The 12,626-nt window shown below is 64.0% G+C and carries 14 protein-coding genes; 5 read left to right on the top strand and 9 right to left on the bottom strand.

Going from position 1 to position 12,626, the window contains the following annotated elements; all coding sequences use genetic code 11:
* Nucleotides 1–54 precede the first annotated feature (54 nt).
* Together HU766_RS07495 and HU766_RS07490 are read left to right on the top strand one after the other, a co-directional pair.
* Nucleotides 55–663 carry an SCO family protein gene (locus tag HU766_RS07495; protein WP_033699010.1) on the top strand — a complete coding sequence of 203 codons (609 nt, stop codon included), beginning with the start codon at nucleotides 55–57 and terminating at the stop codon, nucleotides 661–663.
* Nucleotides 663–1,151 carry a copper chaperone PCu(A)C gene (locus HU766_RS07490; protein ID WP_186654978.1) on the top strand — a complete coding sequence of 163 codons (489 nt, stop codon included), beginning with the start codon at nucleotides 663–665 and terminating at the stop codon, nucleotides 1,149–1,151. Before HU766_RS07495 ends, HU766_RS07490 begins: the two co-directional genes overlap by 1 nt.
* A 33-nt stretch (nucleotides 1,152–1,184) precedes the next feature.
* Here HU766_RS07490 and HU766_RS07485 read toward each other — a convergent pair whose 3' ends face one another.
* The 8 genes from HU766_RS07485 to HU766_RS07450 form a co-directional block, all read right to left on the bottom strand.
* The gene (locus HU766_RS07485) at nucleotides 1,185–1,412 is read right to left on the bottom strand and encodes a hypothetical protein (RefSeq protein ID WP_033699008.1); all 228 of its coding nucleotides are present in this window, start codon (nucleotides 1,410–1,412) and stop codon (nucleotides 1,185–1,187) included.
* Between the two features lie 74 nt (nucleotides 1,413–1,486).
* A complete protein-coding gene (locus HU766_RS07480) occupies nucleotides 1,487–2,320 on the bottom strand; it encodes an AraC family transcriptional regulator (RefSeq protein ID WP_186654976.1) in 834 nt (277 codons plus the stop codon).
* The gene (locus HU766_RS07475) at nucleotides 2,317–2,631 is read right to left on the bottom strand and encodes an AzlD domain-containing protein (RefSeq protein ID WP_047581077.1); all 315 of its coding nucleotides are present in this window, start codon (nucleotides 2,629–2,631) and stop codon (nucleotides 2,317–2,319) included. Before HU766_RS07475 ends, HU766_RS07480 begins: the two co-directional genes overlap by 4 nt.
* On the bottom strand, nucleotides 2,628–3,329 hold the full coding sequence (locus HU766_RS07470) for an AzlC family ABC transporter permease (protein ID WP_186654974.1): 702 nt from the start codon (nucleotides 3,327–3,329) through the stop codon (nucleotides 2,628–2,630). The genes HU766_RS07475 and HU766_RS07470 overlap by 4 nt, the downstream gene beginning before the upstream one ends.
* Before the next feature lie 102 nt (nucleotides 3,330–3,431).
* A complete protein-coding gene (locus HU766_RS07465) occupies nucleotides 3,432–4,133 on the bottom strand; it encodes a sel1 repeat family protein (RefSeq protein ID WP_186654972.1) in 702 nt (233 codons plus the stop codon).
* A gap of 150 nt (nucleotides 4,134–4,283) precedes the next feature.
* Nucleotides 4,284–5,378, bottom strand: coding sequence for a hypothetical protein (locus HU766_RS07460; protein WP_186654969.1), 1,095 nt, complete (start codon nucleotides 5,376–5,378; stop codon nucleotides 4,284–4,286).
* 26 nt (nucleotides 5,379–5,404) lie between these two features.
* Nucleotides 5,405–6,031 (bottom strand): LysE family translocator, encoded by a 627-nt coding sequence (locus HU766_RS07455; protein WP_033698997.1) that lies wholly within the window; start codon nucleotides 6,029–6,031, stop codon nucleotides 5,405–5,407.
* Nucleotides 6,032–6,033: 2 nt separating this feature from the next.
* Nucleotides 6,034–6,810, bottom strand: coding sequence for a YqcI/YcgG family protein (locus HU766_RS07450; protein WP_033698995.1), 777 nt, complete (start codon nucleotides 6,808–6,810; stop codon nucleotides 6,034–6,036).
* A 159-nt stretch (nucleotides 6,811–6,969) separates the two neighbouring features.
* Here HU766_RS07450 and HU766_RS07445 point away from each other — a divergent pair, with 159 nt between their 5' ends.
* Complete coding sequence (locus HU766_RS07445) at nucleotides 6,970–7,890, top strand: LysR substrate-binding domain-containing protein (RefSeq protein WP_033698993.1); 921 nt, start codon at nucleotides 6,970–6,972, stop codon at nucleotides 7,888–7,890.
* Here HU766_RS07445 and HU766_RS07440 read toward each other — a convergent pair.
* Nucleotides 7,875–8,780, bottom strand: coding sequence for a LysR family transcriptional regulator (locus tag HU766_RS07440; protein ID WP_186654966.1), 906 nt, complete (start codon nucleotides 8,778–8,780; stop codon nucleotides 7,875–7,877). The two genes, HU766_RS07445 and HU766_RS07440, sit on opposite strands and share 16 nt — an antisense overlap.
* A gap of 119 nt (nucleotides 8,781–8,899) precedes the next feature.
* On the opposite strand from HU766_RS07440, the gene HU766_RS07435 reads away from it, so the two are divergent.
* Nucleotides 8,900–10,090, top strand: a complete 1,191-nt coding sequence (locus HU766_RS07435; RefSeq protein ID WP_186654964.1) for an MFS transporter — start codon at nucleotides 8,900–8,902, stop codon at nucleotides 10,088–10,090.
* A 103-nt stretch (nucleotides 10,091–10,193) separates the two neighbouring features.
* The gene (locus HU766_RS07430) at nucleotides 10,194–12,554 is read left to right on the top strand and encodes a DNA polymerase II (RefSeq protein ID WP_186654961.1); all 2,361 of its coding nucleotides are present in this window, start codon (nucleotides 10,194–10,196) and stop codon (nucleotides 12,552–12,554) included.
* Nucleotides 12,555–12,626 lie beyond the last annotated feature (72 nt).

Raw genomic sequence — 12,626 nt, 5'->3', positions numbered from 1 at the left:
CCCTCCCTGGGTCGGCACCTTTCCTGTGAAGGATGGCCTGTAAAGGATGGTTCCATGAATGATCTGTATACCCGGCGCGCGGTTGTCGCTGGGATGGGCGTTCTCGGGCTTGGCCTGCTGGCCGGCTGCAGCCCGGCCCGGGGTCTCGAGTTCAAGTACGGCAAGAACATGAGCAACGAAATCCTTGGGCGCAAGTTCAACCTCAAGGACCCCCAAGGCAACCCGCGTACCCTGTCGAGCTTCTACGGCAGCATGCCGATGATCTTCTTCGGCTTCACCCAGTGCCCGGCGGTCTGCCCGACCACGCTGGCGCGCGCGGCGCAAATCAGGCAAATGCTCAAGGGCCGTGACCGTGACCTGTTCCAGGTGGTGTTCATCACCCTGGACCCGGAGCGCGACACCCCCGAAGTGCTCGATGCCTACGTCAAGGCGTTCGACCCGTCGTTCACCGCCCTGACCGGTACCCCTGAGGAAATCGCCGAGGTGGCCAAGGAATTCAAGGTGTTCTACGAGAAGGTCCCGGCCGGTGACACCTACACCATCTCTCATTCGTCCACCAGCTACGTCTACGACACACGTGGCACTCTGCGCCTGAGCCTGGGCCATTCCCTGAACGCCAAGGAATGCGCCGAAGACCTGGTCACCCTGATGGAGATTTGCTAATGGCTGTTTCACTGCAACCGTTCAAGCGCGGCCTGGCCGCCATCGCCCTGCTGGGGCTTGCCCTGCCAGCGTTGGCCGAGACCACCGTGAGTGATGCCTGGGTCCGTGCCAGCGTGCCGCACCAGCAGTCCACCGGTGCCTTCATGACCTTGACTGCCAGCAGCGACAGCAAGCTGGTAGGGGTCGAGTCGCCAGTGGCCAAGACCGTGCAGGTGCATGAAATGACCATGAACGGTGATGTGATGGGCATGCGTGAGGTCAAGGCGGTCGAGTTGCCGGCTGGCAAGGCGGTAACCCTGGACCCAAATGGCTTGCACGTCATGCTGATGGGCTTGGAGCAGCAGGTGAAGGAGGGTGAACAGGTGCCTCTGACCCTGCTCATCGAAGACGCCAAGGGTGGCAAGCAAACGCTGCAGGTGCAGGCGCCGGTGCGCCCGCTCAACGCCGAGGCTGGCGGTGGGCATGACCACATGCACATGAACCACTGAAATACCGGGGGCCGCATAGCGGCCCCAGTTCATTCAGCTGCGAAAGCGTGGCAGCGGCCTGTCCAGGGTCAGCGAGGTCAAGGTCTTGCGTACCTGGGCTTCGTCGGCCTCCAGGGCCTTGAGGCTCGCGCGAATCTTGCCGGCGACGGGCACATCGCCCTGCCGGTCGATCCAGTCGGCGATCTCCTTGCAAGCACTGCTCAGGCAGGCCTGACGCTGGTTCATCAGCGATATGAGGGTGGTGAGCTCTCTTTCGGACATGGCAGGATCCTCCAATTCAGCCCTGTCAGTGTAGCAGTGCCTGACCCGTTTGCCCGGCCAGTTCCGCGGCCTGCCTAGCTGTGCAGGCAGGCCTGTCGATAGGCCCCCGGCGTCACGCCATAGGCCTGCTTGAACTGCCGGCTCAGGTGGCTTTGGTCAGCGAAGCCCAGGCTGAATGCCACCTCGGACGCCGCCAGGCCGCTTTTCAAGAATTCCCGGGCTCGGGCCAGGCGCCGTTGCTTGAGCCAGGCATGCGGCGGCAAGCCGGTGGCCTGGCGAAACACCCGGGCGAAGTGGAAGGGCGACAGGTTGACCGCAGCCGCCAGGGCTTCAAGCGAGGGCGGGTCGGCCAATTGGCTCTCCAGCAATTCGCGCGCACGCGCCACCGCCAGGGGCTCGAGGCCGGGTGCTGATGGCTCGGCGCACTGCCCGTGGCGTTGCACCAAGGCCAGCACGGCATGGCGCCAGGCGGTCTGCTGCTCCAACGCACTGGCAGCCGATTCGGACAGCTGGTGCAACTGGCTGAAGGCCAGCGCCAGGGCCGGGTCCTGGATCACACTGTCCTTGAAGCTGGGCATGCCGTGCCGGCCGAGCTCCAGCTCCTCCAGCACGCCGGTGACCCGTTCATGTTCTGGGTAGAAGCCGCGATAGCGCCAACCGGCTTCATGGGCAGTGGCGCCGGTGTGCAGCTCGTCGGGGTTGATCAGCACCATGCTGCCGACCGGGGCCAGGTGCTCGCTGCCACGATGCCAGAAGCGCTGGGCGCCGGACTCGATCACGGTGAACACATAGCCTTCGTGCACGTGCGGGGCGAAGCGTTGCTGAAAGTACCGCGCGTGCAGCATCTCGACGTCGCCCAGCGCCGGCGCCTGCCACAGGTGTGTCTGTTCACGCAGGGGCGTGGTCATGCCAGCCAGCTGCGCAGGAGGAAGAAGATCAACATGCTCACCAGCATGCTCAGCAACACGCTGCGGGTCAACAGCACCAGGGCGACGGCCACCACTGAGCCCAGCAGATACGGGTTGAGCAGGCTCAGGTTCAGGTGATGGTCAGGCATGAAGATGATCGGCCCGCAGATGGCGGTGAGCATGCCCGGCACCGCAAACCCGAGAAACTGCCGGGCGTTGGAGCTCAGGCGCAAAGGCAGGCGCGGTTCGAGAAACGCATAGCGGTTGAGGAACACGATGGCGCCCATGGCGAATATCAGTAACCAAGTCATGCACGGCCTCCAAAGCACTTCTGGCAAACGAAACCGGCGCTCATGCCGAGCAGGCCTGCCGCCACCAAGGCGGTTTCCCAGTGCCAGGCACTGAACAGCACCGAGCAGAACAGCGAAACGGCCACACACACTACCGTTGCGAGGTTGCGCACCAGGGGCGCGATCAGGGCGACGAAGGTGGCGACAATGGAAAAGTCCAGGCCCAACTGATCGAGGTGCGGAATGTTCTGGCCAAGCACGATGCCGGCCAGGGTAAACAGGTTCCAGGCGACATAGAAGGTCAGGCCCACGCCCAGCGCGTACCAGCGGTTGAACTGTTGCTGGTCGTAATGGCTGGTCAGGGCAAAGAATTCGTCGGTCAGCAAAAAGCCCAGGCCCAACCGCCAGCGCAGTGGCTGGTTCGACAGCACAAGGCGCATGGACAGGCCGTACAGCAGGTGCTGCGAGGTCAGCAGCAAGGTGGTGAGCAGGATCGACGCCAGGTTGGCGCCGCCCTTGAGCATGCCAATCGCCACCAGTTGCGCGGCACCGGCAAAGACGATAGCCGACAGGCCTTGGCCTTCCCAGGCACTGAGGTTGGCTTCAATGGCCATGGACCCGGCCAAAAGGCCCCAGGGGGCCACGGCCAGGGACAGCGGGAGGATGGCGATGGCGCCACGCAGAAAGGCTTGGCGGGCAATGTGTGGGCTGTGGGGCATGGTGGCTGCAACGCGTGTACTCGGTTGCGCAGCATGCCAGAGTGGTAATGGCGATGGCTTGAACGATCTTGCTGGTTTGGGCCCTGTTCGGGCTCAAGGGCGTTAGCGATGGCTGGCCAATCCGTGTTGCGCTGTCACGCACCCGTTGATGTCCACGGCCTTCTGCAGCAAGGTCTGACGCTGTTGCGAGTCCAGGTCTGCCAGCAGCCGGTACACCTCGGCCTGGTAGTCGCGCTGACGCCCCCACTGCATTTCCAGGCCCTGCGGCTGGCTGCGGCTACAGGCCAGTCGCGTGGCAGGTTGCGGGTAGTAGGGGGCGTACTGGGTGGCCATGCTCGGGATCGCCTCCAGTGCAGCGCGATACTCCGCGCTGGCGTTGTAGGGCGGGCACCAGGTGGCGATGGCCGGTGCCGGAGCCGCGAAGCCTTGCTTGAGGCTGGCTACCAGCAAAGGGCAGGCCGCGTCGGGGATCTGCCCGGCGGGCAAATAGGTCATGTAGTAGAGCGCCAGCCGGTACTGCGCCACCGGGTGGCCCAGCGCCACTGACTTTTTCAGCAGTGCCACCGCGGTAGGCAACGTGTGGGCAAGGGCCTGGCCCTGACGGGTGAGTTCCGGGTCGCTGCCCAGGGCAGTGCGCAGTGAACTGGCGCTGTCATCTTGGCTGTCGGCCTGTTCCAGCAGCGGCAGGGCCTGGCGGTAGAGCAGGTCGGCATGAGGGTCGATGCGCACGTCAAGCGCTTGCGCAGCCAACGGCATCAGGGCGATCAACAGCGGGGGCAGGATGACCGCGCGACTCACAGGCATGCCTCGTGAAAAGCGCAGTCACGGCAGGCGGCCAGTTGTTGATGGACGGCTTCGATGTTCATGACAGGTACAGGTGCGCCTCAGGCGGATCGGAACGACGACGTATTCTAGCCACCCAAGGGCCCTCGCCGAAAGACCAGCAGGCAACTGTCAGACGAGCTTGATGGGCGTGACCTTGCGCTGAGCGTGTTTTTCCTGGGCCAGGCCCAGCTTGGCGGTAATGACCTTGGCCAGGGCATTGTTGCCCAGGTCGTTGAGGTGCAGGCGGTCGACGAACAGGTCGGCGCCGAATACCGGCGAGCTGCTGAGCATGCTGTTCATGTCGTAACAGGGTACCGGGTCGGCCTGGCTTTTGATGCGGCGAAAGAAGGCCATGTGCAACTGGCTGTCAAAGACCCCGTCGAGCAGGCGGTCGAAGTTGGCCGGCTGTTGCTCCAGCGCCGTCAGCATGGCCTGCTCACCCTCAGGCAGGGTTTCGCGGCACCAGGGCAGCAGTGGCTGGAGTATGAAGGTGAGGGTGGCATGGCTGTCTGCCAGCAGACGCTCCCATTGGCGCAAGGTGCGGCCGATGGTGTCGGCCGCGCGGGCCAGTCGCTTATCAGGGGGCGATAATGGCCTGGCGACAGGCGCTACGGGCGGGCGCGTGGTCAAGGCTTGGCCAAGCCGTCGCCAGAGCGATTGCGGGCGCGGGGCCACAGCAGGCGGCATGCCGTCGCTGTAGCTGTTCAGCGTGTCGCGCAGGGCCGTGGCGTGAAGCGGGTCGTGGGGGCTGGCGAGGACTTCGCCAAGGGCTTCATGGGCCAGTGTATTGAGGCCGCTGAGCACCACCACATGGCCCAATTGGCCGAGCCGATGCTGGTGGGTGAGGAACATCAGCAGCTCCTGGCCGGCATTGAGCCCGCAGCCGGCCAGGTTCAGCCAGACTTCACCGGTCAGCATCGACAAATGTGAAGCCACCGTATGTTCGTCGCAGCTGGCGCCGATACCCAAGGCGGTAGAGCCCCCCACCAGCAAGTTGATGCGCGGCGCCGCGCCGCGCTCGGCCGCCGAGAAACGCTTGCCCGCACAATGGCTGTAGCGCAGGCCAAGGGCATCGGTGTTGATAGTGCCGGAGCGATAACCGCGCTCGTGCACCTGCAGGGTGTGTGGCGCACGGTGGTTGCCGAGTAACAGAAAGCGCTGGTAGTCCTGTTGCAGCGGCGAAGGAGGGCCCGGGACAGGCGTGCTGGTGTCGGTCGATCTCATGGGCACTCCTTCGCGTTGTTGCTGGCTCAGGCCGCCAGTTCCTTGAGGTTGTAAAGCAGGCCGCCCGCTGCGATCAGCAACAGGGCGACGCCCGAAGCCAGGCTGATCAGGCGGTTGCTGCGTTGCGAGGCGATCTTGCCGATGGCGAAGATGTACAGGCTGAGCACGGCGAAATCGATGGCCACCCACAGCAGCGACAGCACCACCATGCTCTTGCCGAACGACTCGGTGATCTGGATGAACTGGGGGAAAAAGGCGATGAAGAAGATGATGTCCTTGGGGTTGGAGATGCCCACCATGAAGCCTTGCAGCAGGCCGCCGCGCCCAGGCCCCTGTGTCTCGTTCGCCGCGTCCGACGCCGGCGCCTGCAGGGCTTCCTTGAGGGTGCACACGGCGATGTAGCCGATGAACAGGCAGCCCATCAGGCTCATGCCGCTGAGCCAGGCCTTGTCGATGGCCGCGCTGGTCAGGATGATCCAGGCTGCCGCGCCTATCAGTACCAGGGACGCCCAGTTGGTACCCACGGCGGTGAACATGGCCTTGCGCGAGCCGGAGGCGGCAGCGGTGTTGACGATCAGTGCTACCACCGGGCCAGGGGTGGCGATCAGCAGCAGCACGGTCAGTGCATAGGTGGCGGTCAGTGCGGTATTCACGGTCAATTCTCGATCAGTGTGTCGGCGGGTACATGGGCGTGGAACGGGCAGCGTGACGGGTTGAGCGAACCTGCCTCCTGCAGTTGGTACTGCTTCCACTCGTAGTTGTCGGCATCGCCGAAAGCGCCAAGGGTGTCGGGCATGACGCCGTCGTTATAGTGGGCCACGCGCTCGCGGATGCGGGCACGAATACGCTTGCCACTTTCAGTGCTGGCGTTGGCCACTTCGTCGAAGTTCTCCCGGGGGTTGATGACGAAGGTGATGTGCGGGCCCAGGTTGCGGCTTTTCATTTGCCGGTGGCCCGGGAAGTTCATGTTGATGAACAGCGGCATGCCGGCGTAGCAGAACGACCAGCCGTTATCGTCCGGGTCGGAGGGTATGGCCTGCGGCCATGGATGTGGGTCGCGGGCATGGACCCCACGCAGCACCTTCCAGGCCAAGGCCTGTTGCTCGGCGAGGGTGTAGTCGCCAGGGGTTTCGAGAAACACCACCAGTGGGCTGCCGATGCGCTGCTTGAGCGGAATCGGTGCGATGGTGCGCACATAGTCGGCCAGGCCCTGAGCGATGTCATCGGCCAGCTGCTCGGCGCGGGCGAAGAGGATGTGGCAGGTCTCGCTGGCGACCGCCTTGCGCCCGAACAGGCACGGAAAGTCGGGGCTGGCGAGAATGCCGCGAAAATGCTGTATGGTTTTGTACGTCCAATGCTGCGTGTTCCGGACATGTTCAGTGGCCAGCTCTAGCGCATCCAGGCGATAGCAGTTTCCATAACCCGTAAACATGATTTCCCCAGGTTTCCAATTAAGTAACGTTCCAGGCATATGCAGGCAGAATCTTGGTTATCTTTATTATTTACATGCATTTTCTGAGACGGACTTAACGTTGTAAAACGCGTGGAACTATGACCTACTATTAGTCTTACTCATGCTTCGGACGTCGCCATGTCGGAACGGATTCAGGCTCTGCACGCCTTGCGTGCTTTCGAGGTGGCCTCTCGTTATGGCTCCTTTACCCGTGCGGCGGAGGAGCTGGCGCTGACCCAAGGGGCAGTCAGCCACCACATCAAGACCCTTGAGGCCATGTTCGGCTGCGACCTGTTCGAGCGCCGTGGCCCGAAACTGAGCCTGACCGAGCACGGTCGCCTGTTGTCCCAGGAGCTCAAGGTCGGCTTCAAGATCATCGAGAATGCCTGCGCGTTGCTGCGTCAGGACCGCTACGGCCTGCGCCTCAAGGCCCCGTCCACGCTTACCATGCGCTGGCTGCTCAGGGCACTGGACGGGTTCAAGAAGAACGACGACAGCTGCAGCGTGCAACTGTCGAGCGTGTGGATGGACATCGACAGCGTGGATTTCTATTCCGAACCCTACGACTGCGCCATCCTGCTGGCCAACGGGCGTTTCCCCGCCGACGTCGAGAGCTTCAAACTGTTCGATGAATGGCTGATCCCGGTCTGCCACCCCGACTACATGGCACAACCGCAGCCCGACCTGGGCGACCTGCGCCAATGCGAGTTCCTTCACCCGTCCCCGGACCGACGCGATTGGCGGCGTTGGCTGGCGCGCATGGATGCGCTGGACATCAGCATCGACCAAGGGCAGGTGTTCGACACCCTCGACCAGGGCATCTCGGCGGCTCAGCAAGGGTTGGGCATCTCGGTGGTGGACCTGGTGCTGGCCACCACCGATCTTTCGGCAGGGCGCCTGGTCACACCGTTCAAGTACGCGGTAGCCACGGGCGACGGCTATTACATGACCTGGCTCAAATCCAGCCCCAAGGCCCGGCAGATGCACAAGCTGCGAGATTTTCTGTTCGGCCAGGTACCGCCGCTGGCCTACAAGGACATCAACTACTTGTATGGCTGAGGGCCGCCAGGCAATACCCGTTCGAGCATGAAGTCGATGAACACTCGCAGCTTGGGCGGCACGTGGCGCCCCGACGGCCACAGCAGGTAGAAGCTGCCACGCCGTTCCATGAAACTCTCGAGCACGCTCACCAGTGTGCCTGCGGCCAATTCGCGGCGCACGCTGAAGTCTGGCAGGCAGGTGATGCCGCGGTGGTTTAGGGCAAAGCAGATGCGCGTCTCGACGTGGTTGCACACCATCGAAATGGGGATGTCATAGCCTTGGTCGGGGTGCTCCTGGCGCAGCGGCCAGACCTCCAGCTTGCCGTTGCTGGGGAAGCGGTAGTGTAGGCAGGCGTGTGTGCTCAAGTCACGCGGGTGGCTGGGCGTGCCGCGCTCGCGCAAGTATTCGGGTGATGCCACCAGGCGGTGCTGGAAGTGGCCGAGGAATTTGGCATTGAGGCGTGAGTCCAGCGGCTGGCCACCCCGCATGACCACATCGAAACCCTCTCCGACGATATCCACCATGCGGTCGGTGAACTCCAGGTCCAGCTCAACCTGGGGGTACAGCGCCATGAACTCGGCCAACGCCGGCATCACCAGCCCGGTGACCTGGGGCAGGCTCACGCGCAGGCGGCCGCGCGGGGTTTCGCTGGCCTGGGACAGCGCCTGCTCGGTCGCTTCGATTTCCGCCAGGATGCGCCGGCTGCGCTCTAGAAACAGCGTGCCTTCGGCGGTCAGGGTGATGCTGCGCGTGCTGCGATGGAACAGGCGCACACCCAGGCGACTTTCCAGCCGTGCCACGCGCTTGCCCACGGCCGAGGCAGTGATGCCCAGTGACTGACCGGCAGCGACGAAGCTGCGGGTTTCGGCAACCCGGTTGAAGACCACGAAGCCGCTGAGGCTGTCCATGACATGTTCCTGATTGCGGACATTGATGTCCGGGGTGAGCGGCATTGTAACCGTCTTTTTCCGTAATGCCGCCGCCGTGCACACTGTCGCCCTCGATTTCCACTTCAAGGCACCCTGCAATGTCCCAGATATCTTGCGCACCGCCATTGGTTGAGCGCGCCGAGCGCCTGCCCCTGAGTGGCCTGCTGGCGCTGGCCATGACCGGCTTTATCGCCATCCTCAGCGAAACCCTGCCTGCCGGTTTGCTGGACCAGATCGCCGGTGGCATGCACATCAGCCAGGCCATGGCCGGGCAATGGGTTACGGCCTATGCACTCGGTTCGTTGTTGACTGCCATTCCCTTGGTGACCCTGACCCAGGGCTGGTATCGCCGTCGCGCTTTGCTGCTGGCGATCGGCGGCTTTGTGCTGTTCAACGGCTTGACGGTGTTGTCGTCGTCCAACGCTCTTACCCTGGTGCTGCGCTTTTTCACCGGTGCCGCTGCCGGCCTGGCCTGGGGGCTGATCGCCGGCCATGCCCGGCGCATGGTCCCGGTGGCCTTGCAGGGGCGGGCGATGGCCGTGGCCATGCTTGGGCAGCCGATAGCGTTGTCCCTCGGGTTGCCTATTGGTACCTGGCTTGGGGCAATGCTGGGGTGGCGTGCCACCTTCGTCGTGGTCACCCTGGTGGCGCTGTTGCTGGTGGTCTGGGTATTGCGCGCGGTTCCGGATTACCCGGGGCAGGTAGCCGGCAAGCGCCCTGCGGCGTTGCAGGTGTTGCGCACACCGGGCGTGGCGCGGGTGCTGCTGGTGATCCTGGCCTGGGTCCTGGGCCACAACATCCTCTATACCTACATCGTGCCGCTGTTGGCGGCGGCGGGGATGGCCGCCGAGATTGGCCAGGTGTTGATGGTGTTCGGCCTATCGGCGCTGGCGGGCATCGGGCTGGTCGGGTTGTTGGTCGATCGGCATCTGCGCAAGCTGGTGCTGCTGAGCCTCGCCGGGTTTGCCGTGGCCACGCTGGTGCTGGGGCAGGCGTCTTCGTGGGCGATGTACCTGAGCATTGCGCTGTGGGGCGTGACGTACGGCGGCGCGCCAACGCTGTTGCAGACGGCCTGTGCGGATGCGGCGGGCGAGGGCGGTGATGTGGCGCAATCGATGCTGGTGACGGTGTGGAACAGTGCGATTGCGTTGGGGGGGATTATTGGCGGTTTGCTGCTGACCGGGGCCGGTGTCGCGTGGTTTGCGCCAGTGGCGTTGCTGTTGATCGGCTTGGCGTGGCTGCTGGCGTGGGCAGGGCGGCGTAGCGGGTTCGTCGCCGGTTCCCGCTGAAAACAGCGCTGAGTTGCCCCGGCAAGACATGCAAAGCCACAGGCTGCCCTGCAAAGGGTAGAATCGTCACTTCAGGCACAACAGACAACCAGAGGTCGACGCGGTGGATTTGCAGCAGGGCTTTGTCCTGACCCGGCATTGGCATGACACACCCGAAGGCACGTGCGTGGAGTTCTGGCTGGCTACCGACCAGGGGCCGCGGCAATTGCGCCTGGCGCCGCAGGTGTCGGTGGCGTTCCTCCCCCAGGCGCAAGCCGAGCATGCTCGCGTGCTGTTGGCCAACGAGCCGGGCGTCGAGCTCAAACCCTTGCAACTGCGTGACTTCGATCAGCGCCCGGTGCTGGGCCTGTACTGCCGCCAGCATCGCCAGTTGATGCAGGTGGAGCAACGCCTGCGCAACGCCGGCGTTGAGGTGTACGAGGCGGACATCCGCCCACCCGAGCGCTATCTCATGGAGCGCTTCATTACCGCCCCCGTGCAGTTCACCGGCCAACCCGACGGCCACGGCGTGCTCTGCGATGCCCAGCTCAAGCCCCTGCCGGACTATCGCCCGCCACTGCGCCTGGTGTCGCTGGATATCGAAACCAGCCAGCGCGGTGAGCTCTACAGTATTGCCCTCGAAGGCTGCGGCCAGCGCCAGGTGTACATGCTTGGCCCGGCAAACGGCGACAGCAGCGCCGTGGACTTCGACCTGCATTACTGCGACGACCCTGCCGCGCTGCTCGCGTGCCTCAACCAATGGATGGCCCGGCACGATCCGGATGCGATCATCGGCTGGAACCTGGTGCAGTTCGACCTGCGCCTGTTGCACGAACACGCCAAGCAATTGCAGGTGCCTTTGGCCCTGGGGCGCAACGGCGCGCCCATGACCCTGCGCGCTCACGCCAGCGGCGGTCACGTATTCGCCGATGCCCCCGGGCGGCTGCTGATCGACGGTATCGAAGCCTTGCGTTCGGCCACCTGGAGCTTCCCTTCGTTCAGCCTGGAAAACGTGGCACAAACGCTGCTGGGCGAGGGCAAGGCCATCAGCACACCTTATCAGCGCATGGACGAAATCAACCGCATGTTCGCCGAGGACAAACCGTCGCTGGCACGCTACAACCTCAAGGACTGCGAACTGGTCACGCGCATCTTCGCCCATACCCGCCTACTCGAATTCCTGCTTGAGCGTGCCAGCGTCACGGGGTTGGCCGTGGACCGAAGCGGTGGCTCGGTGGCGGCGTTCTGCCATTTGTACATGCCTCAGATGCACCGCCTGGGCTTTGTCGCGCCTAACCTCGGCAGCCGCCCTGACGAGGCCAGCCCCGGTGGCTTCGTGATGGACTCACGCCCCGGTCTCTACGATTCGGTGCTGGTGCTGGACTACAAAAGCCTGTACCCCTCGATCATCCGCACCTTTCTGATCGACCCGGTCGGCCTGGCCGAAGGCCTGCGCCAGCCCGATGACCAGCACTCGGTGGCCGGCTTTCGCGGCGCTCGCTTCTCCCGTAGCCGGCACTGCCTGCCAGCCATCGTCGAGCGTGTGTGGCAGGGCAGGGAGGCGGCCAAGCGCGCGGGTAACGCGCCGCTGTCGCAGGCACTGAAAATCATCATGAATGCCTTCTACGGTGTACTGGGTTCCAGCGGCTGCCGCTTCTTTGACCCGCGCCTGGCGTCGTCGATCACCCTGCGCGGCCACCAGATCATGCGCCAGACCCGTGAATTGATCGAAGCGCGTGGTTTTGATGTGATCTACGGCGATACCGACTCCACCTTCGTCTGGCTCAAGGGCGCCCATGACGAAGACGCCGCCGCGCGCATCGGCCGTGAGTTGGTGGCAGAAGTGAACCTGTGGTGGCGCCAGCACCTGCACGATTCGATGGGGCTGGACAGCGCCCTGGAGTTGCAGTTCGAAACCCATTACCGACGCTTCCTGATGCCCACCATTCGCGGCACCGAAGAGGGCAGCAAAAAGCGTTACGCCGGCCTGGTACAGTGCGCCGACGGCAGTGAACAGATGGTGTACAAGGGCCTGGAGTCGGTGCGCACCGACTGGTCGCCGCTGGCGCGGGAGTTCCAGCAGGCGCTGTACGGGCGTATCTTCCGCGGCCAACCGTACCGCGACTACGTGCGCCAGTACGTGCAACAGACCCTGGCCGGTGAACTGGATGAGCTGATGGTCTACCGCAAGCGCTTGCGCCGCCCGCTGGCCGACTACCAGCGAAACGTACCGCCGCACGTGCGTGCGGCGCGCCTGGCCGACGCGTACAACAGCCGCCTCGGCCGTCCACGGCAGTACCAGAACGGTGGCTGGATCAGCTACCTGATCACCACTGCCGGCCCTGAACCCTTGGAGAACCTGAAGGCGCCCATCGACTACGAGCACTACCTGAGCCGCCAACTGCAGCCGGTGGCCGATGCCATCCTGCCCTTTGTCGGTGATGATTTCGCGGCGTTGACGGGCAGCCAGTTAGCGTTGTTCTAAGTGCGGGCATTAGCTATCTAACGCCTCGACCAACCTCTTCTGCCTAGGCTGGCCTCTTCACTGAACAGGAGG

It is taken from the genome of Pseudomonas sp. SWRI77 (genome assembly GCF_014269105.1).
Classification (GTDB): Bacteria; Pseudomonadota; Gammaproteobacteria; order Pseudomonadales; family Pseudomonadaceae; genus Aquipseudomonas; species Aquipseudomonas capeferrum.
This window is presented reverse-complemented; position numbering and strand designations above follow the sequence as displayed.

Excerpts from the sequence above, each read along its gene's own strand:
- HU766_RS07495 (WP_033699010.1), top strand. The coding sequence starts at position 55 with ATGAATGATCTGTATACCCGGCGCGCGGTTGTCGCTGGGATGGGCGTT.
- HU766_RS07490 (WP_186654978.1), top strand. The coding sequence starts at position 663 with ATGGCTGTTTCACTGCAACCGTTCAAGCGCGGCCTGGCCGCCATCGCC.
- HU766_RS07485 (WP_033699008.1), bottom strand. The coding sequence starts at position 1,412 with ATGTCCGAAAGAGAGCTCACCACCCTCATATCGCTGATGAACCAGCGT.
- HU766_RS07480 (WP_186654976.1), bottom strand. The coding sequence starts at position 2,320 with ATGACCACGCCCCTGCGTGAACAGACACACCTGTGGCAGGCGCCGGCG.
- HU766_RS07475 (WP_047581077.1), bottom strand. The coding sequence starts at position 2,631 with ATGACTTGGTTACTGATATTCGCCATGGGCGCCATCGTGTTCCTCAAC.
- HU766_RS07470 (WP_186654974.1), bottom strand. The coding sequence starts at position 3,329 with ATGCCCCACAGCCCACACATTGCCCGCCAAGCCTTTCTGCGTGGCGCC.
- HU766_RS07465 (WP_186654972.1), bottom strand. The coding sequence starts at position 4,133 with ATGCCTGTGAGTCGCGCGGTCATCCTGCCCCCGCTGTTGATCGCCCTG.
- HU766_RS07460 (WP_186654969.1), bottom strand. The coding sequence starts at position 5,378 with ATGAGATCGACCGACACCAGCACGCCTGTCCCGGGCCCTCCTTCGCCG.
- HU766_RS07450 (WP_033698995.1), bottom strand. The coding sequence starts at position 6,810 with ATGTTTACGGGTTATGGAAACTGCTATCGCCTGGATGCGCTAGAGCTG.
- HU766_RS07445 (WP_033698993.1), top strand. The coding sequence starts at position 6,970 with ATGTCGGAACGGATTCAGGCTCTGCACGCCTTGCGTGCTTTCGAGGTG.
- HU766_RS07440 (WP_186654966.1), bottom strand. The coding sequence starts at position 8,780 with ATGGACAGCCTCAGCGGCTTCGTGGTCTTCAACCGGGTTGCCGAAACC.
- HU766_RS07435 (WP_186654964.1), top strand. The coding sequence starts at position 8,900 with ATGTCCCAGATATCTTGCGCACCGCCATTGGTTGAGCGCGCCGAGCGC.